This window comes from Halostagnicola kamekurae, from assembly GCF_900116205.1.
GTDB lineage: Archaea > Halobacteriota > Halobacteria > Halobacteriales > Natrialbaceae > Halostagnicola > Halostagnicola kamekurae.
This window is the reverse complement of the sequence record NZ_FOZS01000001.1, coordinates 640,265-658,783: the sequence shown is the minus strand read 5'-3', so window position 1 is coordinate 658,783 and position 18,519 is coordinate 640,265. Positions and strand designations below refer to the sequence as shown.

Here is an 18,519-nt window from a genome sequence, read left to right as displayed (position 1 = left end):
GTGCGAACGAGCGAATCGGTTGGGGAGTGCGAGATCCTCACTCCGTTCGGATCTCGAAATGTGAACGGGGAACGGAGTGACCCGTGAGCGGTGTGGAAATCATAGTTGCCAGCAGTAGTAGTGTTCAAGAATACAGCAACGGCCCTTATCGTACAACTCGAGTACCGAAGCCGCGAGACGACATTATTCCTCCTCTGAAACAGTAGTTATATGACACTACAGGACGTTGCAGCAAACGGAAGCCATACACTCCACGGCAAGGGGGCATACGTATTGAAATGCCCCGGGTGAGTACAGCACCCGAGACGTGGCTTCCAACCCGTTAGAGGATCGGTTGCCATGATTGGATATCTTCTCCGCGGGCTTAAACATCCCGTCCGACAGACGAATCGAACCCAAGTACCGCCACTTGCTGCGCACGCACCACGACCCACGACGAACGCATCCTCGAACGCGGAACACGCACTCGAGAGGAGGCGCGAGCGATGACCGTCTCGACCGACGATCTGGTCGTGGACATCGTCCGCACCCTCGAGAAGCAGGGCATTCCTCGAGACGCCTACCAGCTCGGCAGAGAGTTCGACCCCGAAGCGCTCGCCCGACTGCTCGAGACCGGCGGCGATTCGGTCGAAGTCCGCCTCGAGGTGCGCGGCGTCTCGCTCGTTGCGACGAACCACGGCGTCTGGGTGACCGACGACCCACCGTCCTCTCAGCCCGAGTGCCCCAAGTGTGGCCTGCCGGTTGCCGCCGTCGTGCAACTCGTTCCGGCGTATCACACAGCCTACCCCTGTGGCTGTCGGGTCGAGGAAGATTTGCTCGAGTAGGCGCTCGAATCCGCAGCCGCAGGCGTTACGCTGGGTGTCGGTTTCAGAAGACGAACGGAGTACTCGAGTTGCGAGTGAATCTGCGACAGGTACAGAAGACAGACGTGTCGGTCAGATCAGCACTTCGAACAGTTCAGCGGAGAGTGTACGACATCACCCCTTTCCCAATCGAACGCGTCGGTTCGGGTATGGCTACTGAGGCGACGTTCACGGTTCCGTCTGACCAGTTCCCCTTGGGGACGGTGTTCCACCAACTGCCGGACGTGACGGTCGAGTTGGAGCGACTTATCCCCGCACAGGACGTGGTGATCCCCTACTTTTGGGTGCGGGGAACCGAGGTCAACGACATCGAGAGCGTGTTCAACGAGCACCCGGGTGTGAAGGATATTCGACTCGTGGACTCTGTTGAGGACGAGTACCTGTTACGCGTTGAGTGGGCGCTGGACTACGACGACGTGCTGACCATACTGGGGGAAACAGAGGTTCCATTGATTGAGGCCACCGGGACAAATCGCCAGTGGACGTTCGAGATCCGCGGTGATGAGCGAAGTGACATCGCCGCCTTTCAACGGCGCTGTCGAGAGTTGGACATCCCGATCACGTTGACGGAGTTGCACGCATTAACGCCGGTTGAGACGGCGGCCGAAGCCGTCCTCACTGACACCCAGCAAGAGGCGCTGGTGCTTGCCCACGAGCGCGGGTACTTCGAGTCCCCCCGCGAGGTCACGTTGGAAGACCTCGGCGAGGAACTCGGCATCTCACAGCAGGCCGTCGGCTCCCGCCTCCGAGGGGGGATCAAGCACGTTCTCGGGAGTACGCTCTCAGCTCTTACAGTCTGATCCCGATCGGAATGTTAAAAACAGTTTGTGTATGAAAAAGCCAGCGTGATTGCCGTCAGTCGTCTACAGTCGTCCAATGAATGGGGACTCGAGCGCCTTCGACTCGGCACTCGACCTGTGTCAACACCAGCACCGTCGGATCGTCCTGGGGACGCTCGCAGAAGAACAGCGGTCGTTGACGGTCAATGACCTCACGAAGGTCGTACTCAAGTACAATCATCAGACACCAATTACAGAGGCGTCTACGGACGTATTAGCAGAGATTCGCCTTTCGTTATACCATGTCCACCTCCCGAAGTTGGCTGCGGACGGACTCATAACCTATGATTCGGAGCGCCAACTCGTGGAACCGACCGAGCAATTCGATCAGGTGCAGCCGACCCTGTCTACGATCCTTGATGCCGATCCCTCGCTCGAAACGCCGATGACACTGTAGTCCCGAGCAACCGGTCTCAATCCTCGTTCACCCGGATCGTTTCACTGGATGAGTAAAGACGACGAACAACGTACGTAATTGTCGCCACATCACCGACTGGTACCGCAGCCGCTACGGCCCCTCGAGTCGAACGAACAAAGGACACGCGTAAGTACAGCGCGTTCGAACGCCTCGACATGACCGAGACGACCGATCTCGAGGAGCTGCGACGCGGGACGGACCTCGTCAAGCGCGGGTTCGCCCAGATGCAAAAAGGCGGCGTCATCATGGACGTCGTCAACCCCGAACAGGCCCGGATCGCCGAAGACGCCGGTGCCGTCGCCGTGATGTCGCTCGAGGCAGTCCCCGCGGACATCCGAAAACGCGGGGGCGTCGCCCGGATGGCGGACCCGGCCGACGTCGAGGAAATCGTCGAAGAAGTCTCGATCCCCGTCATGGGGAAATCTCGAATCGGACACACGAAGGAAGCCCAAATTCTCGAGACCGTCGGCGTCGACATGATCGACGAGAGCGAGGTGCTCACCCCGGCGGACAACGACTACCACATCGACAAGCGCGACTTTACCGCGCCCTTCGTCTGCGGCGCGCGCGACCTCGGCGAGGCCCTCCGCCGGATCGACGAGGGCGCGGCGATGATCCGGACCAAAGGCGAGGCCGGTACCGGCGACGTCAACCAGGCGGTCTACCACCAGCGGACGATCAAAGGCGAGATCCGAACGCTCGAGGGGATGTCCCACGAGGAGCGAGAGGCCTACGCTCGAGAGATCGAAGCGCCCGCTGAACTCGTCCACGAGACCGCCGAGATGGGGCGACTTCCGGTCGTCAACTTCGCCGCGGGCGGCATCGCGACGCCCGCCGACGCCGCGCTCATGATGCACCACGAGTGCGACGGCATCTTCGTCGGCAGCGGGATCTTCGGCGCGGAGAACCCGTCGGAGATGGCCGAAGCGATCGTCGAGGCCACGAACAACTGGGACGATCCCGAGACGCTCGCCGAGATCTCGAAGAACCTCGGCAAGAGCATGAAAGGCGACGCGAACGTCGACCTTCCCGACGAGGAGCAGTTGCAGGGTCGAGGCGTCTAAGCGAATCGCTCGAGTGGGTCAGCACCACTATCGGCGCTGGCGGGCGCTCGAGTCACCCCGGAGTTGCTGAGACGAACGCTCGTTTTCAGGCCGTATTTCGACCGATACTCGCGAGTAGGAGAGCGAGCAGAGATGCCACCAGTGCCCCGATACCGGCCGAGAGCACGCTCGAGGGGACGAGGACTGCGCCGATCCGGCGATACCGAACGCCGCGGCGAGCGACGCCGGACGGACTCTGCGGCTTCGCCGCTCCGCCTCGAAGTCTTGCGGACCCGCAACTCCAGATCGTTCCCAGTCGTCTCGCACCGTTTCGGGGTCTCGAGTCGCCACCTGTTCGAACGCGACCGCGGCTGCGCTTCCGAGGAGGAAAAACGGCGTCGAAACCGAGACCTCGACGAGAACGAACGCGAGTCCGAAGCTGCGAGCGAGATCACGGCGAGAAAGGCGGCGATTCGCGTCCGTCCCGGCGAACCCGGTCGCAATCGATCAATCGCGGTACAGCGTCGCGCCCGAACCGACTCGCGTCTGGTAGGCCCGGCTTTCGATGTCGTTGTCGTCGAACGCGTCGATCATCGCCCCGGCGACGGCCCGCCGACTCGAGCCCTCGCAGACGGCGAGGATCCCCGGCCCGGCACCGCTGACGGTGACGCCGGTCGCGCCCGCCTCGATGGCGGCCTCGCGGACGTCGTCGTAGCCGTCGATGAGGGCGGTTCGCTGGGGGGTGACGATGTCGTCGTCCATCCCGCGACCGACGAGTTCGGGGTCGTTGCGGGTCATCCCGACCGCGAGCGTGGCCGCGTTGCCGACCGACGAGACGACGTCCTCGAGGGCGGCCTCGTCGGGGACGACTCCGCGGGCGTCTCGAGTCGAGACGACGGTTTCCGGGAGGCAGGCGACCAGCGGGACCGACGTGTCGACCTGTGTGACGCCGTGGTCGGTCACGATGGTAAAGCCGCCGAGCAGCGAGGGGGCGACGTTGTCCGAGTGGGCTTCGCCCGAAACCAGCGCCTCGCCCTCGGCGGCGACCGGGACGAGTTCCTCGCGCGAGTGGCCGCGGTCGTAGAGTTCGTTCAACGCGACGGCCGCCGCAGCGGCGCTCGAGGCCGAGGATCCGAGTCCCGACGCCGGGCGGACCCCCTTGTCGATCTCGATGCGGGCCGGCGCGTCGAGGGCCTTCGCGACCGCACCAACGGTGTTTTCGGCTGGATCCTCGGGGATGAACTCGCTGCCGGCGCCCGTCACCGAAATCGTGGTTTCTCGCGCCCGCTCGACGCGAACGACGTCGGCGGGCGTCTCGAGCGCGACGCCGAAGACATCGAAGCCACTCCCGAGGTTCGCGCTCGTCGCAGGTGCCCGCACGGTGAGCATGTCGATTTATTCCGAGAGTGCAGGCAAAAAGGTAGCGAACGAAGACCGCCGACATCGAGAGGGGAGCCACTCGGTGCGTTCGAGGCGAACCGCGTCGGCGGATCGGGATACCTGCTCTGCGCTTGCCGACGCATCCGCTTCCCGCGGGTCAACACATCCGATCACTGCGATTCGACGCACCCGATCATCGCGGGTTGACGCATATACTCGCCCCCGGGTCGACGCGCCCATTGCGATCCGACACACCCGCTCTCGAGGCCCTTCGAACTCAGTCGTCCGTCGCCTGACCGGCAGCCGCCGATTCGCCGGTATAGAGCCGGTCGAGACCGAAAAGCAGCGCGGACGAGAGTACCGCCCCGAGGATCGAAAACGCGGCGATCGTCGCGAAGAACCAGGTCTGGGAGATGCCGAGGACGAAGCCGCCGACCGCGATGCTCGCCGCGCCGATGCCGAACTCGCCGAGGTAGGTGTAGCCGTAGGAGAGACCGCGGCTATCGGCGCCCGTGTAGACGGCGACCGCGTTCTGGTAGAACGGCTGGATCGCAAAGAGGAAGAACCCGAACACGCCACAGAGGGCGACGATCGGAACCAATCCCATCCCCGTCACCGGGACGAACGCGAGCGCGAGCGCGGTCAGAATCGCGAAACTGGCCGCCAGCCCGCGGGCCGGCGCGACGCGGTCGACGAGTTTGCCCGCGACGTACTGGCCGCCCATCCCGACCACCAGCAGGCCGACGTAGATGTAAAACGCCGGATCGATGTCGTAGCGCTCGAGCGCCGGCGCGATCTCGATGCCCTGGATCGCCCCCAGACCGTCGAGGATCTCGGGCAAATACGTGAGCATCCCGCGGTAGTACAGCCCTTCGAAGGCGACGATGACGAAGATGATCGCGAACGCACTGGCAAAGAGCGTGCGCGTACTCGAGACCAGTTCCGGGAGCGAGAGGGCGTCGTCGGGGCCGGCGTCGACGTCGTCCGCGACGGCGGCGACCGGATCGAAGGTCGCCCGCAGACCGTACAGCGTGGCGACGAGCCCAGGAACGGCCAGCAGCGCGGCGACGACGTGCCACTCGAGGACGATAAGCAGCGTGGCGGCGACGAACGGCCCGAGCGCAATGCCGACGTTGCCGGCGATGCCGTGCCAGGCGAAGACGGTTCCGCGGTCGTCGACGCCGGTGCTGATGAGCGCCAGTCCGGCGGGGTGGTAGACGCTCGCAGTGGCCCCCCACAGGACCAGGCCGATCGCGATCGCGTAGATCGAATCGACGACCGACGCCCCGGCGAGGGCGACGAACGAGAGGCTCATGCCGAGCAAACAACAGAGAATCAGCCGCTTCGGACCGTACCTGTCCGCGAGAATCCCGCCCGGCAGCGCGCCGATGCCGAACGGGGCGTACCCGAGCGCGACGACGAATCCGACCAGCGCGACGCTGACGTCGAACTCGGCGAGCCAGACCACGAGAAAGATCGGGATCGACGTCTCGAACCAGTGGACAAGCGCGTGGGCGGCCATCGTGAAGGTCGCGATGGATCGGTCGTTCGCGTTCAGAGCCATGGGACGGTAGTGAGTACCAATACCGCGTCGCCCGGCGCACTTAGCCCCTTGGAAACGCGAGCAACCGGCCGGTTCGCACGCCGCCGATTCCGGATGCCCGCTTCCCGATTCGGATCGCCGTTCCACTCCCGTTTTGGATGCTAGGTTCTCGTTTAGATACTCGCTTCCCGCTTCAGAAGAGGAACTCCCGTTCGACGTCCGGGGGAAGGATCACGTCGATCTCGCCGGCGGACTCGTACTCGTAGAGCACCTCGAGCATGTCCTCGAAGTCGGTTCGGAACTCGCCCTCGAGTTCGTGGTAGAACACGCTCGTGATCCCCGGCATGCGCGCGGTTCGCTCGAACGCGACTTCCGCCTGTTCCCTGTCGGGTTCGCTGATTCGGGAGGCGAGTGCGGTGTTCGAGGTGTACCCCTGTACGGGATACCCACCGGCGTAGCCGATCTCGTGGTACTCGTCGACGAGTTCGACCGTCGTCGCGTCGAAGTTCCCGAAGGGGTACGCGAAGTACTTCGCCCCCTCCTCGTAGCCTCGCTCCTCGAGCCAGGCCTTCCCCCTGCGAAGCTCCCGTTCTTGGGCGTCCCGGTCGAGCGTCGGCATGTCCGCGTGCGTGTCGGTGTGGTTGCTCAGACACCACCCCGCATCGTGGAGGTCCGCGAGCTGTGATTCGCTGAGGCGCTCGTAGCCGCCGACGTCCTTGCCGACGTAATTGGGATTGACGAACGTCACCGCCCCGTAGCCGTACTCGGAGAGCAAGGGCATCGCCTCGGTGTGGTCGGTAACGTGCGTGTCGTCGAACTGGATCATCACTTTCCCCGTGTCCGGTCGCGGGACGAAATGAAGGTCGTCGAACCAGACAGTTCGCTCGGTTCCCGCTTCCGCCCAGAGCTGAAGGTGCACTTCCGTCACGGCCGTCTCGTCGAACGACTCGTCGAGTTCGTCGATCCCGAAGTTATAGCGCATGAACGGGAGCCCGCCGGTCACCGTTCGCCGGTAGTCGATACGGTTCCCATTCTCGTCGAGTAGCCGGAGCCAGGGCGAGACGACCGTTTCGGCGGTAATTGCGACGCCCGGAACGACGTTCGACACGTCGACGGGTTCGTCGAACGTCTTGGAGAGGCGGCCGGTCGTCTGCGACGACCCGACCGTGAGGCGTGCGCTCTGGCTCCCGACGAGCGCGCGGCCCGGATCGGCCGAGAGCGATCCGGCGTCTTCGGTCCACCTCGAGAGGTCCTCGAAGTCGTCCTCGGAACCGGGTTCGACGACCCCGGAAGCGGGGGTCACCGGCCGCTCACGGTCAGTGTGCCCGTCGTCGGTACTGTCCGTGGTACTCGAATCGAGCGGTTCCGATCCCGCACAGCCCGCGAGACAGAGCGAAGTTGCCGCGGACGCCGTCATCGCCAGATACGCACGCCTGTTCATACACCGCGAAGATATCAATAGCGACCATTGTTATGGCCGGGTTAGCGTCACAGGTTCCGACAGTAATCAGCTCCCAACCCCGAGAAGGAAATGGCTTCGGGGAGTTCGGTGCTCGATTCGAACTGGCTCGAGCGAGCAACACCGGAACGGACTCGAGCGTGCAGTTCCGTAGTCCCGAGTAGGATGCCAATACCTGCGGTCGCGCCGGTCGGGTTACCGGTCCCGGTTCCCGGCGGTGTCGTCCGAAGTCGTCTCGTCGGTGGCATCGTCCATCACCGCTTCGTCGGCCCCGGTGGCATCTGTCGTCGCTCCGTCGGCCCCGGTCCCGTCGACGCCGACCGCACTCGTGAGATCCACGTCCGCCGCGTCGGGTTCGTCCTGTCCGCCGACGACAAGGTCTCCGTCGTCCGTTTCGACGTACACGTCGTCCGCGAAGCCGCCCTCGGCGTGGGGGTGGTCTGGATTCTCGAGTCGCTCAGGCGTCGAAGGGGCGTCCGGCAGTCCGTTCGGCGGCGCGAACTCGCCGAGCGGGTCGTCGATGGTGATTCCCCAGGTCTCGAAAAAGTCCGCGTAGCGGTCGTAGTGGTCCTCGAGTTCGTCGCCGGGAAACTCCATCATCTCCGTCCAGCCGTGGTTGTAGAAGTCGAAGTTCGACTGGATGTGAGTGATTTCGCGCGCCTCGGCCTCCGAATACCCGTCCTGTAAGGCCGCCAGATACGCGTCCATCGTGGCGTCGAAGAAGGCGTCGAGTCGCGACTTTCGCTCCGCCGCGTGGGCGGAGTCGGCCTTCCCGGTGAAAATTCCCGTGTGCATCCGAACGAGTCCCGATCTGACGACCGAGCGGACCACGGGCGTCTCGAGGGCCTTTCTCGAGGCGAAGTGACGAGCGTTCTGGCGGATCTTCATACTGATACGTGTGAACCCGAGGATAAAGAGGTGTTTGGATCGCCAAAAAGTGAATGATCGGACACGGAAACATCGCCGAGATAGCAATCCACTTTAACCCTCGTTACGAACGATCCGAATATGACCGAGTACGTGATCATCGGTGACGGAATCTCGGGCAGTTCGGCCGCTGAGACCCTCCGGGAGGAAGACCCGGACTCCGACATTACCGTTATCACCGATGAGGGAGAGTCGCTGTATAATCGCATTCTGATCAAAGAACACGCGAAGGGGAAGCTACCGGAGGCTCCCATCTCGATTCACGACGAAGACTGGTACGACGAACGGGACATCGATCTCTCGCTCAACACCCACGTCACGACCATCGACCCCGACGAGAAGATTGTTCACATCCACCAGGATGAGAACATCTCCTACGACAAACTCCTGATCGCGACGGGCGGGACACCGACACAGCTCCCGGTTCCGAACAGCGACGCGGACGGAGTCCACCACTTCTGGACGTTTCAGGACGCGCGCAAGATCAAAGAGAGCGCGGAGAGCGCGGACGACGCGGTCGTCGTCGGCGCGGGACTGCTCGGCATCGACTTCGCGGCGGTCTGTGGTGCACAGGGCGTCTCCGGCAAGTACCTGATGCGCGGCGACCGCTGGTGGCGCTACGCGCTTTCGGCCGACGGCGCAGAGATTATGCACAACGGGATGCGCGATGTCGGCGTCGAACCGGTGTTCGACAGCGGCGTCGACCGCTTCGAAACGGACGACGACGGACGGGTGACCGCCGCGGTCGATCCCAACGGCGAGCGCTACGAGTGTGACTTCGCCGGCGTCGCGATCGGCCTGACGTTCAACACCGAGTTCCTCTACGATACCGACCTCGAGATGGACAACGGCATCGTCGTCGACGAGTACATGGAAACGAACCTCGAGGACGTCTACGCCGCGGGAGACATCACCCGTTTCTACGACGTCCTGCTCGGCGAGCAGGCCCAGAACGGCTCCTGGGGGTCGGCCAAAGAACAGGGACGCGTCGCCGCGACCAACATGGCTGCAGACGAGCGATCCGAGGAGTTCCAGTGGGTCTCGTCGTACTCGATCACGCACTTTGACTTCCCGTTTCTGTCCTTCGGGCACCCGACGCTCGGCGACGACCACGCCGAACGGCGCTACAGCGATACCGAGTGGCGGCGGGTGGCGTTCAAAGACGGCAAAATCGTCGGCGGGGTCCTAATCGGCGATCTCTCCCCGCAGAGCACGTTCAAACAGCTCATGCGCGAACAGCGCGAAGTCGCAGACCAGGCGGACGTCCTCTTAGAGCAGTCCGTCGACATCGACAAACTCGCGCCGGCCCAGGAGCAGTAACGCGGGTCCGAGCTACCGGCTTCTGATCATCGTACTCGAAACCGACGAGTCACACGACCGTCTCCGCTCGAGGTTCGACGAGAAACGCGACGGTTCGACCGCGCTCGAGACGCGTGCCGAGGCAAACGTTTATGTTCTACCATGATAATTGATACCAACACACATGGCTACCAGCGAAACCGTCGACCGATCACCGGCGCTCCGTCGCGTCGAGTCACTCCCCGCGGACGCGACCGTACGGCACGTCGACCAGCTCGAGCCGTCGACGCTGACGTGGTTTCTGGAGGCGATCGAGGCCGGCCCGACGACCGCCCCCGTGGCGACCGACCTCGAAGACGGCGACGTAATCGTGTTCACGGCGTGCTATCGGATTGATCGTTCCTGACGCTTGTTGGTCGATCGACGCTTGGCTCGAGTGACTGCCTCGAGTGACGGCCTCGATCGGATGATGAGAATAGATCGGACCATAGCGCGTGTCGATTACGTCGAAACGCCGCTGCTCGGTATATTTCGACCCGGTCTGGGCGGATCTATGTCACTATTTAAGGTGTTCCCGCTACACTATGGCGATATACTCAGTATGTCCGACAAGACGGTATTTGCCATCGGGAGTGGAAAAGGCGGTGTCGGGAAGACGACGACGACGGTGAACCTCGGAACCGCGCTGGCACAGACGGGCGAGCGGGTCGCGATCGTCGACGCCGACCTCGGGATGGCGAACCTCGCGGGGTTCGTGAGTTTGAGCACCGACTCGACCACCCTGCACGACGTCCTCGCCGGTAACGCCTCCGTCTCGGAGGCGACCTACCCGCTGACGGACAACATCGTGGCCGTCCCCAGCGGCACCGGACTCGAGGCCTACGCCGAAACGTCGCCGGAGGGACTTCGAGACGTCGTCGACGAACTGCGAGACGAGTTTAGCTACGTCTTCCTCGACGTCGGTGCGGGCGTCAGCCACGAAACCGTCCTCCCGCTCGGACTCGCGGACGCGGTCTTGCTCGTCTCCACGCCGGAACCCGCCGCCGTCAACGACACGAAAAAGACCCTCAAGCTGACCGACCACGCGAAGGGAACGCCCGGCGGATTGATCATCACGCGCACCCGCACGGAAAGCAGCGTTTCCCCCGAGGACATCGCCTCGCGTCTCGATCTCCCGCTCGTCGGCTCGATCCCGGACGACCCCGCCGTTCGCGACAGCGTCTACGCGGGGACGCCGCTGGTCGTCTACGACGCCCAGCGACCCGCTGCGGTCGCGTACAAGCGGCTTGCGTCGGAGTTTCCCGAGATCATCTCGAAGATCGAAACCGAAGGCTCGGCCACCGATTCTCGAGGCGGACCGGCGGTTACCGGGGCAGTCCCCGACGGCGACGGATCGGCCCCCATCGACGATCCCTCGAGTGGCGGGCCCAGCGCAGAACCCGATTCCTGATTGCCGCCGACCACTTCACTTCGCCGCTCCCGACTGCTACAACTGTTTTTCCTGAACGAACACGCTGATCGCGCTCCCGGTAGTTAGACCCTTATCAGCGAACTAACTGGTGCCTACCGCCCCTATACCCGTCGCATTTCCGGATGTCAATCCATTCCGGAAAGAATGAGATGATTACTAATCAGGGGTGGGCTGGAGTGGGTGCACATGGAGCGAAGAAAAATCCTCCTCGGCAGTGGCGCCGTGTTCGCAACCGTGCTCGCGGGTTGTTCGGAGAATACTAGTGACGAGAACGACGACGGTGACGACGGAGACGACAACAGTCTCGACGACGGCACCGACGACTCGAACGGTGACGACTCGAACGACGACAACTCGAGCGAAGACGACTCGAACGACGAGGGACCGGACGAGATCCCCGGCTTCAACAAGGACAAACTCGACCTCGAACACAGCGAGGTAACGATCGAACACGTCAAACGCGACGGGTACCACGTCGACGTCGAAGCCAAACTCGAGAAAACGCCGAAACGAGACGAACTCGACGCGATCATCGAAGAGCTCGGTATCGTCGCCGCGGAAGCCATCGAAGATCCGGAAGCGTTCTTAGAATCGATCGAGAGCATCGAATTCACGCTACTCAACAAGGACGGAGACACGGTGTTGGGCTTCTACGTCGATGTCGCCTGGGCGGTCGCGTACATCCGCAACAACATGTCCGCCGAAGAGTTCGCCCATAAGGCGATGGCGACGGCATAGACGCTTTCGCCACTTCTGCGGGCGTCTTCTGAGTCGGAGAGTGGATCGGTCCCGCGGTAATAGAACCCGCTTTCGCCCGGATCCACCCTCGGCTGAAGGTCCGTCGCAACACTACAGCGCCCGCCGAATGTAGGCGTCCAGTTCGGTGACAGTCGCCGGATCGAACGTCCAGAATCCCTCCCACGTTCGCGGGCCCGTTTCTAGCGCAACGAGTGCCGCGTGCGTTCCCGTCTCGTCGGGAACGGAGACGACGAACCACGAGTCGCGGATCTCTCGAGACTGACCGCCGTGTACCGTCACATCGAACTGGGGGTCTCGATCGGGGACACCGTAAACGTGGGTCTCCGCGCTCGTCTCGGAGAGCCGTCGGTAGACCGCTCGAGTACCGCGTTCGTCATCGATCCGCGAGAGCCGTTGGAACGAGGCGCGATGGATCCCATCGCCGCGCTCGAGCGAAAGCCCCTCGATGTACCGCGAGATCGTAATGAGGAGGAGCTTTTCCTTGCTCGAGTCGGGATATCCGCGGACCCGAAAACGGGTATTCTCGAGCGCCGCAATCACTTCGGGCAAATCGACATCGAGTGGGCCGCGAGTCCCGGTGATGTACAGGTCCGAGTTGCCGAAAAGGATCGACTCGCTGAGTTCGCGTAACGGCGACGTTGCGACCACCGCGTCGTCTTCGAGGAGATACACCATATCCGCCGCTTCGTCGGGTCGATCCTGCTCTTCGATCGAAACCGGCTGATCTGTAACGAGGTCTTCGAGCATCGACTGCAGTGGCTGGGGCGCCTCGCGGTTGATGACGGCGAGGGTCAACTCGGATCGGTCAGCCGCTTCGATAACGTCTTTGAGACTCACGGATGTCGTTCGGAGAGATTGTCTGTGCGCGGGATAACTGTTCGCTCTCGAGCGTTCGGCGCTCACATCGAGCGAGGGGCGGCGACACCGAGCACCGACAGCGCGTTCGCGACGGTGTGGCGCGAGGCCGCGACGAGCGCGAGTCGCGCCTCCCGGACCTCGGGGTCGACGTCATCGGAAAGGACCGGACATTCCCGGTAGAACGCGTTGAACGCGTCGGCGAACTCGCGGGTGTAGGTCGCGACCTGGTGGGGCTGGAGGTCGTCAGCCGCGTCGTCGATCACTGCCGGGAACCGAGCGATCGTCTCGACGAGGTGTCGTTCCGCGTCGGTCTCGAGCGCGGCGGCGTCGACGCTCGCCGACAGCGTCTCGACGACTGCCTCGGGGTCGTCCGCGTCGAGGTCGTCGGCGTCGACGCTTTCGGCCAGGATGCCACAGCAGCGCGCGTGGACGTACTGGACGTAGGGAGCCGACTGGGCTTCGAAGTCGAGGGCCTGTTCCCACTCGAAGGTGATCGCCTTGGTCGGTTGCTTCGAGACGATATCGTAGCGAACCGCGCCGATCCCGACTTGGTGGGCGATGCGCTCGATGTCGTCCTCGTCTAAGTCGTCGTCGCGGATACGGTCGTCGAGACGGGACTCGACTTCATCGCGTGCGCGCGAGATGGCCTCGTCGAGGAGGTCGTCGAGGTCGACGCCGGTCCCGCGTCGGGTCGACATCTTCCCCTCGGGGAGGTTGACGTAGGAGTAAAGGACTTGTCGGAGATCAGATGTATCCGTGCCGAGCAACTCGAGGGTCTCCCGAATCTGGCTCGCCTGCAGTTTGTGATCCTCGCCGAGGACGGTGACCGCCCGGTCGTAGTTCTCGAGTTTCCACTCGTGGTGGGCTAAATCGCGCGTCGGATACAGCGAGGTTCCGTCCGAACGGAGGAAGACGAGGTTCTTGTCGATGCCCTGCTCGTCGAGTTCGAGTTGCCAGGCCTCGTCCTCGTAGACCGCGCCGTCGAGTTCCTTGAGCCGCGAGACGACGTCGTCGGTCGAGCCGTCTTTCATGAATCGCGTCTCCTTGACGAACTCGTCGAACTCGGCGGGCAGCCGAGCGAGACAGGTTTTCATCCCCGAGAGCACCTGATCGACGACCTCGGTCACGCGCTCGTAGGCTTGCTCCTCGCCCGCCTCGAGCCCCTGCATGATCGACTCGATCTCGGCCTCGGCGGCCTCGAACTCGGCTTCGGGCGCGCTCTCGAGGTAGGCGTTGCCCTTGCGGTAGTATCGCACCAGATCGTACTCGATGCGGTCGCGTTCGGGGTCGGTCTCGAGGTCGTCCTCGTCGAAGGTCTCGTATGCCCACGTGAAGACGGCCATCTGGCGGCCGGCGTCGTTGACGTAGTAGTGGCGTTCGACGTCGTAGCCGGCCGTCTCGAGGAGATTCGAGACCGCGTCGCCGATTATCGGGTTCCGGGCGCGACCGACGTGGACCGGTCCGGTCGGGTTCGCGCTCGTGTGCTCGACGACGACGGACTCGCCGCGGTCCTCGAGATTCCCGTAGGTCGGATCGGTCGCCCGCTCGACGGTCGCCTCGACGTAGGCGTCGCTCGGAAGGAAGTTCAGATACGGGCCCTGCGTTTCGACCCGATCGACGTAGGGCAGTTCGTCGACGTCGATTTCGTCGGCCAGTTGCTGGGCGACCTGCGGCGGCGGCGCGCCCGCTTCGCTCGCCAGTCGAAAGGCGACGCTCGAGGCGAGGACGCTGTCGACGTCTTCGGGCGGCTCTTCGATGCCGAGGTCCCCGGTCGGGAACCCGCAGGCCGAGAGCGCCCCCTCGAGGGCGTCTTCGACCGATTCGCGCAAGGCTAGGAACATATCGATCCGTATTCAGGGCTCGAGTAAAGGGGTGTCGGGTTCGACCGAAACGCGAGCCTCGCCGTTCGTCGTCGAGGGTTACAAAAGGCCGCTCTCGCCACGTTCCTCGTCTACCGCACTCGGTTACAGAAGGCCACCGTCGCTTCCGCTTTCTCCGCCGTCGCTCCCGTTTTCGTTCCCGCCATCGTTCGATTCGTTCTGATTTCCGTCGTCTTCCGGCGACGCCTCGGTAACCGACTCCATGAGCGAGATGATGTTGGACTCTTCCTCGTCGCGTCGCTCGTTCGGATAGACGCCGACGGTAACCAGGAGATCCTCCTCGGTTTCGACCGCTTCGCTGATGTGTATGGACACCTCGACGTCGGAGCCGTTGTAGCTCGATTCGGCGGTGAATCTGGACTGGGTCGTCTCCTGGTCGAGAATCGTCACGCTGCCGTCTTCCTGATGCGTGACGTTCTCCATCCCCGCGTAGTTGCCCTCGACGCGCTCGATGAGTTCTTTCGGCGACATGTCGCTGACGGGGTTGAGTTCCTGACCGAGCACGCTCGCCTGCGGCGTCGTCACGACGAGGAATCCGCCGCCGCCGTCCATAGTGAGCGGTCCGACCGTGATCGGCTTTTCGTGTTCGGTGATGTAGTTCGTCACCGAGACCTCCTGGGAGAACACCGCGAGGTCGACCGATTGCTCGATGGTGTCTTCCGTGACGCCGGTCTGTTCGTAGCCGGTGTCCTGACGCGCGCTCTCGTCGACGCTCGCGGGCGACGCCTCGTGCTCGGCCATTCCGAACGTTCCGAGACACCCGGCGACGCTCGTCGTTCCGAGGACGGCCGCTCCGGCGAGTAGGCTGCGACGATTCATAATCCGGTATTACTGTCCTGTTTGTATGAATTTATCGGAGCCGAGACAGACTGTTCGCGGCTTAACAGGTTTGGGGCCGAACGCGCCAGTTCAGAGATATATTCCGTCTGTCGTTTCTGCTACGAATACTTGAGGCCGCTGCCGGTCAACGGGACGACGACCTCGTCATCGGGTTCGACCATCCCTTGCTCGCGATACCGCTCGAGTCCCGCGGGCGCGACCGCGCTCGTCGGCTCCACGTTGAAACCGCTGGTGTGCAGCGACTCGAGCGTCGTCTCGAGCGTCTCGTCGCCGACCGCGATCGCGTCGCCGTCGGTCGCGTCGATCGCGTCGAGAATCTCGTCTTCGCGCGCAGGTGTCGCGATCCGGATGCCGTCGGCGAGCGTGGCGGTCGTCTCAGTTGGATCCCCGGCCTCGGGAGCGTCGCCCGTCCCGTCGCCGCTCGTCTCGTCGACGCCCGTCTCGCCCTCGAGTCGGCGAACGACGGGTGCGGAGCCGACCGCTTGCACGCCGAGGAGGCGGGGCAGTTCGTCGGTGAGTCCGGCCTCGACGAGACGCGAAAAGCCGCGATACGCGCCGAGAAAGAGCGTTCCGTGTCCGACCGGGAGCACGACCGCGTCCGGCACCGCCCAGTCCCGCTGGGCGGCGATCTCGAACGCGAACGTCATCGTCCCGGCGTAAAACGCCGGGTTCCAGGCGTGGCTCGCGTACCAGCCGTCCCCCGCCGCGACGGCCTCGAGACACGCCTCGGTTACGTCCTCGCGACTCCCCTCGATCGCGACGGCACGAGCCCCGGCTCGTTCGATAGCGCGACGTTTGGCGGGTTTGACGTCCGCGGGGACGTATATTTCAGCGTCCAGTCCGGCGCGGGCGGCGTACGTTGCGATCGCCGCACCGGCGTTGCCCGAGGAGTCCTCGATCACCGTGTCGACGCCGAGTTCGACCGCTCTCGAGAGCGTCGTCGTCGCGCCACGATCCTTGAACGATCCCGTGGGGGAGACGTACTCGAGTTTGAACGACGCGTTCCACCGGTCGGTCTCGACCAGCGGCGTCAGTCCTTCCTGTAGAGTCACGCGTTTCTCGACCGGCAGTAAGTCAGCAAAAGTCCAGAGCCCGTCGTTCGCGTTCATCGCCGGCGGGGATTCGATCGTCGACGGAAAGTCGACCGCTTCCGCTCGAGAGGGGTCCTCGCGGAGCTCGAGCGGGTGACCACACGCACAGCGCCACGGTTCGCCGGGCCCCGCTTCGTAGACGGTCCCGCAGTCGGGACAGTACAGATCAGCGGCGACCATCAGTACGAATCGACCTCGGTTCCGACCGAGCAGACGTACTCGCCGGTCGCGACTTGCGGGAGTCGACGCGCTCGCCAGAGCACGCCGTCGCTGTCGGCGGTGATCTCGGCTTTGGGCTCGCCGAAGACGGTCGTGACTTCGAACAGGGTCTCGCCGGCACGGACCTGCTGGCCGAGTTCCTTCTCGACCGAGACGAGGCCGCCGACGGGCGAGCCGTACTGTTCGAAGCTGCTCGCGCGGATCTGTCGGTTCAGGTCGTGGCTCTCGGGGAGAAAGTCGTAGTATCGAAGGACGTTGAACACGCCTTCGGTTCCCTTCTGGAGGCTCGTCTCGTCCCAGCCGACACAGCCGCCGAGTTCCGGGTCGACGGTCGGAATGCCCTCATCGGGGGCGGCTCGAGCGAGCTGTCCGTCGGGTCCCTTCTGGTCGAGCACGTAGCCACAGCCGAAGGCCTTCGCGAGCTCGAGACACTCATCGTGGAGCCGGTGGCGCTTGCCACAGCGGACGCGGACCTCGTCGATCATCCGGCTGGTCGATCCCTGATGGAGGTCGAGAATAACGTCCGCTCGTTTGGCCACGTCGAAGGTCGCGCGGGCGATCCGCTCGCTCGAGGTCCCGCCCTCCGAACCGGGATAGGTGCGGTTCATCTTCGTGTCGTCGATCGGGTTTCGATGTTGGGCGACCTGAAACGCGTGGTAGTTGACGATCCCGACGATGAGAATCGTTCCGGAAATCTCGGCGGGATCGAGCCGCGGCACGACGCGCGTGAGGACCCCGACACCGTTCAACTCGTCGCCGTCGCTTGCCGCCTGCAGGTACAGCGTTTTCCCGGCGTCCGCGCCGTTGACTACGGCGACGGGGAGTCCGAACGGACTGCCGTCTCGAGTCTCGCCGACCTCGAGACGACCCGTGTCGATTTCGCCGGGGTCCGCGCTCGCCGTTCCGAGCGTCGTCGTCATGTGCACGACGAAGAGGCCGCTCGCCTTTACTGGTTCGGTATACGGGCCCGTTTCAGGGCGGAACTGCCGCGCGATTCGGCGCGGTTCGGCGCGCTGGGGACGGAGTTATCTGTACGTTCGGTCGTCGAACTCGTCTCCGTCGGCGTCGTCGGTCCCGCCGGAGAGTCGCGGCGTGAAGCCGCCGGTCAGGATGACGGCGACGACGATCAGGGTCGAAGAGAGGACGACGAAATCGTCGCTGGGGTCGTAGTTCGCGAGCTCCGACCCCGTCGAGACGACGAAGATCGTGACGAAGAACACGACCGTTGCGAGCAACACCATGACGGCGACACCGGCGACGAGCATCGCCAGCGACGAGAGGTATTTGACGACCGACATACTGGACATTTTCCAGTCAGGGGTGTAGTGATTTCGGGTTCGGGTCCAATCGAACGAGAAATCGAATCCGATCGAACGAGTCGAAGACGAAATCTCGAAAACAAACTTTTTGGTTCGGAAATCTAATCGGGTGATACAGAAAGAGTAATGGCGAGATGCGATAACGTCTTTGCGACGACGGAAGCGGTCCTCCGTTCGCGAGAGAGGTCGACGAATCTCCACCTCGAGTCTCGGCACGTCGCTCGACGGGCGAGTACTCCTGATCGAACCGCGTCTCCGTACTAACTCGTCTACTGACAGCGGTTCGCAAATAGGAAAAATCTATTGGGCGT

At 63.6% G+C, this 18,519-nt stretch carries 18 protein-coding genes; 8 read left to right on the top strand and 10 right to left on the bottom strand.

Annotation, left to right across the window (positions count from 1 at the left end):
• Positions 1–485: 485 nt before the first annotated feature.
• From BM348_RS03260 to pdxS, 4 genes are all read left to right on the top strand, one after another.
• A complete protein-coding gene (locus BM348_RS03260; RefSeq protein WP_092901887.1) occupies positions 486–824 on the top strand; it encodes a hypothetical protein in 339 nt (112 codons plus the stop codon).
• Between the two features lie 188 nt (positions 825–1,012).
• Entirely contained in the window at positions 1,013–1,663 is a 651-nt protein-coding gene (locus tag BM348_RS03255; protein ID WP_092901884.1) for a helix-turn-helix domain-containing protein, read from the top strand.
• A gap of 76 nt (positions 1,664–1,739) precedes the next feature.
• On the top strand, positions 1,740–2,099 hold the full coding sequence (locus tag BM348_RS03250) for a DUF7344 domain-containing protein (RefSeq protein WP_092901881.1): 360 nt from the start codon (positions 1,740–1,742) through the stop codon (positions 2,097–2,099).
• A 176-nt stretch (positions 2,100–2,275) separates the two neighbouring features.
• A complete protein-coding gene (pdxS, locus tag BM348_RS03245) occupies positions 2,276–3,184 on the top strand; it encodes a pyridoxal 5'-phosphate synthase lyase subunit PdxS (RefSeq protein WP_092901878.1) in 909 nt (302 codons plus the stop codon).
• 486 nt (positions 3,185–3,670) lie between these two features.
• On the opposite strand, the gene BM348_RS03235 is transcribed toward pdxS, so the two are convergent.
• The 4 genes from BM348_RS03235 to BM348_RS03220 form a co-directional block, all read right to left on the bottom strand.
• Positions 3,671–4,552 carry a homoserine kinase gene (locus BM348_RS03235; RefSeq protein WP_092901876.1) on the bottom strand — a complete coding sequence of 294 codons (882 nt, stop codon included), beginning with the start codon at positions 4,550–4,552 and terminating at the stop codon, positions 3,671–3,673.
• 268 nt (positions 4,553–4,820) lie between these two features.
• Positions 4,821–6,107, bottom strand: a complete 1,287-nt coding sequence (locus BM348_RS03230; protein ID WP_092901873.1) for an MFS transporter — start codon at positions 6,105–6,107, stop codon at positions 4,821–4,823.
• A 172-nt stretch (positions 6,108–6,279) separates the two neighbouring features.
• A complete protein-coding gene (locus BM348_RS03225) occupies positions 6,280–7,527 on the bottom strand; it encodes a polysaccharide deacetylase family protein (RefSeq protein ID WP_092901870.1) in 1,248 nt (415 codons plus the stop codon).
• A 213-nt stretch (positions 7,528–7,740) separates the two neighbouring features.
• Positions 7,741–8,433: a DUF6149 family protein gene (locus tag BM348_RS03220; protein WP_245779384.1), complete on the bottom strand. Its 693-nt coding sequence runs from the start codon at positions 8,431–8,433 to the stop codon at positions 7,741–7,743.
• Positions 8,434–8,553: 120 nt separating this feature from the next.
• Between BM348_RS03220 and BM348_RS03215 the strand changes: the two genes are divergently transcribed.
• The 4 genes from BM348_RS03215 (at position 8,554) to BM348_RS03200 (ending at position 11,980) form a co-directional block, all read left to right on the top strand.
• On the top strand, positions 8,554–9,792 hold the full coding sequence (locus BM348_RS03215) for an NAD(P)/FAD-dependent oxidoreductase (RefSeq protein WP_092901867.1): 1,239 nt from the start codon (positions 8,554–8,556) through the stop codon (positions 9,790–9,792).
• A 163-nt stretch (positions 9,793–9,955) separates the two neighbouring features.
• Entirely contained in the window at positions 9,956–10,177 is a 222-nt protein-coding gene (locus BM348_RS03210) for a hypothetical protein (protein ID WP_092901864.1), read from the top strand.
• Between the two features lie 195 nt (positions 10,178–10,372).
• Positions 10,373–11,221 carry a MinD/ParA family ATP-binding protein gene (locus BM348_RS03205; RefSeq protein WP_092901861.1) on the top strand — a complete coding sequence of 283 codons (849 nt, stop codon included), beginning with the start codon at positions 10,373–10,375 and terminating at the stop codon, positions 11,219–11,221.
• 207 nt (positions 11,222–11,428) lie between these two features.
• Positions 11,429–11,980: a hypothetical protein gene (locus BM348_RS03200; RefSeq protein ID WP_092901858.1), complete on the top strand. Its 552-nt coding sequence runs from the start codon at positions 11,429–11,431 to the stop codon at positions 11,978–11,980.
• A 111-nt stretch (positions 11,981–12,091) separates the two neighbouring features.
• On the opposite strand, the gene BM348_RS03195 is transcribed toward BM348_RS03200, so the two are convergent.
• The 6 genes from BM348_RS03195 to BM348_RS03170 all read right to left on the bottom strand — a co-directional run bounded on the left by BM348_RS03195 (position 12,092) and on the right by BM348_RS03170 (position 18,187).
• Positions 12,092–12,838 (bottom strand): DICT sensory domain-containing protein, encoded by a 747-nt coding sequence (locus BM348_RS03195; protein ID WP_092901855.1) that lies wholly within the window; start codon positions 12,836–12,838, stop codon positions 12,092–12,094.
• Between the two features lie 62 nt (positions 12,839–12,900).
• On the bottom strand, positions 12,901–14,700 hold the full coding sequence (gene argS / locus BM348_RS03190; RefSeq protein ID WP_092901852.1) for an arginine--tRNA ligase: 1,800 nt from the start codon (positions 14,698–14,700) through the stop codon (positions 12,901–12,903).
• Positions 14,701–14,823: 123 nt separating this feature from the next.
• Positions 14,824–15,558, bottom strand: coding sequence for a DUF6517 family protein (locus BM348_RS03185; protein ID WP_092901849.1), 735 nt, complete (start codon positions 15,556–15,558; stop codon positions 14,824–14,826).
• A 119-nt stretch (positions 15,559–15,677) separates the two neighbouring features.
• Positions 15,678–16,850, bottom strand: coding sequence for a threonine synthase (locus BM348_RS03180; protein ID WP_092901846.1), 1,173 nt, complete (start codon positions 16,848–16,850; stop codon positions 15,678–15,680).
• Entirely contained in the window at positions 16,850–17,809 is a 960-nt protein-coding gene (locus tag BM348_RS03175) for a succinylglutamate desuccinylase/aspartoacylase family protein (RefSeq protein ID WP_092901843.1), read from the bottom strand. The genes BM348_RS03180 and BM348_RS03175 overlap by 1 nt, the downstream gene beginning before the upstream one ends.
• 105 nt (positions 17,810–17,914) lie before the next feature.
• On the bottom strand, positions 17,915–18,187 hold the full coding sequence (locus tag BM348_RS03170) for a hypothetical protein (protein WP_394328082.1): 273 nt from the start codon (positions 18,185–18,187) through the stop codon (positions 17,915–17,917).
• Positions 18,188–18,519 lie beyond the last annotated feature (332 nt).

Bases quoted from the DNA above. Each gene is read 5' to 3' on its own strand.
- BM348_RS03260 (WP_092901887.1), top strand. From the start codon at position 486: ATGACCGTCTCGACCGACGATCTGGTCGTGGACATCGTCCGCACCCTC.
- BM348_RS03255 (WP_092901884.1), top strand. From the start codon at position 1,013: ATGGCTACTGAGGCGACGTTCACGGTTCCGTCTGACCAGTTCCCCTTG.
- BM348_RS03250 (WP_092901881.1), top strand. From the start codon at position 1,740: ATGAATGGGGACTCGAGCGCCTTCGACTCGGCACTCGACCTGTGTCAA.
- pdxS (WP_092901878.1), top strand. From the start codon at position 2,276: ATGACCGAGACGACCGATCTCGAGGAGCTGCGACGCGGGACGGACCTC.
- BM348_RS03235 (WP_092901876.1), bottom strand. From the start codon at position 4,552: ATGCTCACCGTGCGGGCACCTGCGACGAGCGCGAACCTCGGGAGTGGC.
- BM348_RS03230 (WP_092901873.1), bottom strand. From the start codon at position 6,107: ATGGCTCTGAACGCGAACGACCGATCCATCGCGACCTTCACGATGGCC.
- BM348_RS03225 (WP_092901870.1), bottom strand. From the start codon at position 7,527: ATGAACAGGCGTGCGTATCTGGCGATGACGGCGTCCGCGGCAACTTCG.
- BM348_RS03220 (WP_245779384.1), bottom strand. From the start codon at position 8,433: ATGAAGATCCGCCAGAACGCTCGTCACTTCGCCTCGAGAAAGGCCCTC.
- BM348_RS03215 (WP_092901867.1), top strand. From the start codon at position 8,554: ATGACCGAGTACGTGATCATCGGTGACGGAATCTCGGGCAGTTCGGCC.
- BM348_RS03210 (WP_092901864.1), top strand. From the start codon at position 9,956: ATGGCTACCAGCGAAACCGTCGACCGATCACCGGCGCTCCGTCGCGTC.
- BM348_RS03205 (WP_092901861.1), top strand. From the start codon at position 10,373: ATGTCCGACAAGACGGTATTTGCCATCGGGAGTGGAAAAGGCGGTGTC.
- BM348_RS03200 (WP_092901858.1), top strand. From the start codon at position 11,429: ATGGAGCGAAGAAAAATCCTCCTCGGCAGTGGCGCCGTGTTCGCAACC.
- argS (WP_092901852.1), bottom strand. From the start codon at position 14,700: ATGTTCCTAGCCTTGCGCGAATCGGTCGAAGACGCCCTCGAGGGGGCG.
- BM348_RS03185 (WP_092901849.1), bottom strand. From the start codon at position 15,558: ATGAATCGTCGCAGCCTACTCGCCGGAGCGGCCGTCCTCGGAACGACG.
- BM348_RS03180 (WP_092901846.1), bottom strand. From the start codon at position 16,850: ATGGTCGCCGCTGATCTGTACTGTCCCGACTGCGGGACCGTCTACGAA.
- BM348_RS03175 (WP_092901843.1), bottom strand. From the start codon at position 17,809: ATGACGACGACGCTCGGAACGGCGAGCGCGGACCCCGGCGAAATCGAC.
- BM348_RS03170 (WP_394328082.1), bottom strand. From the start codon at position 18,187: ATGTCGGTCGTCAAATACCTCTCGTCGCTGGCGATGCTCGTCGCCGGT.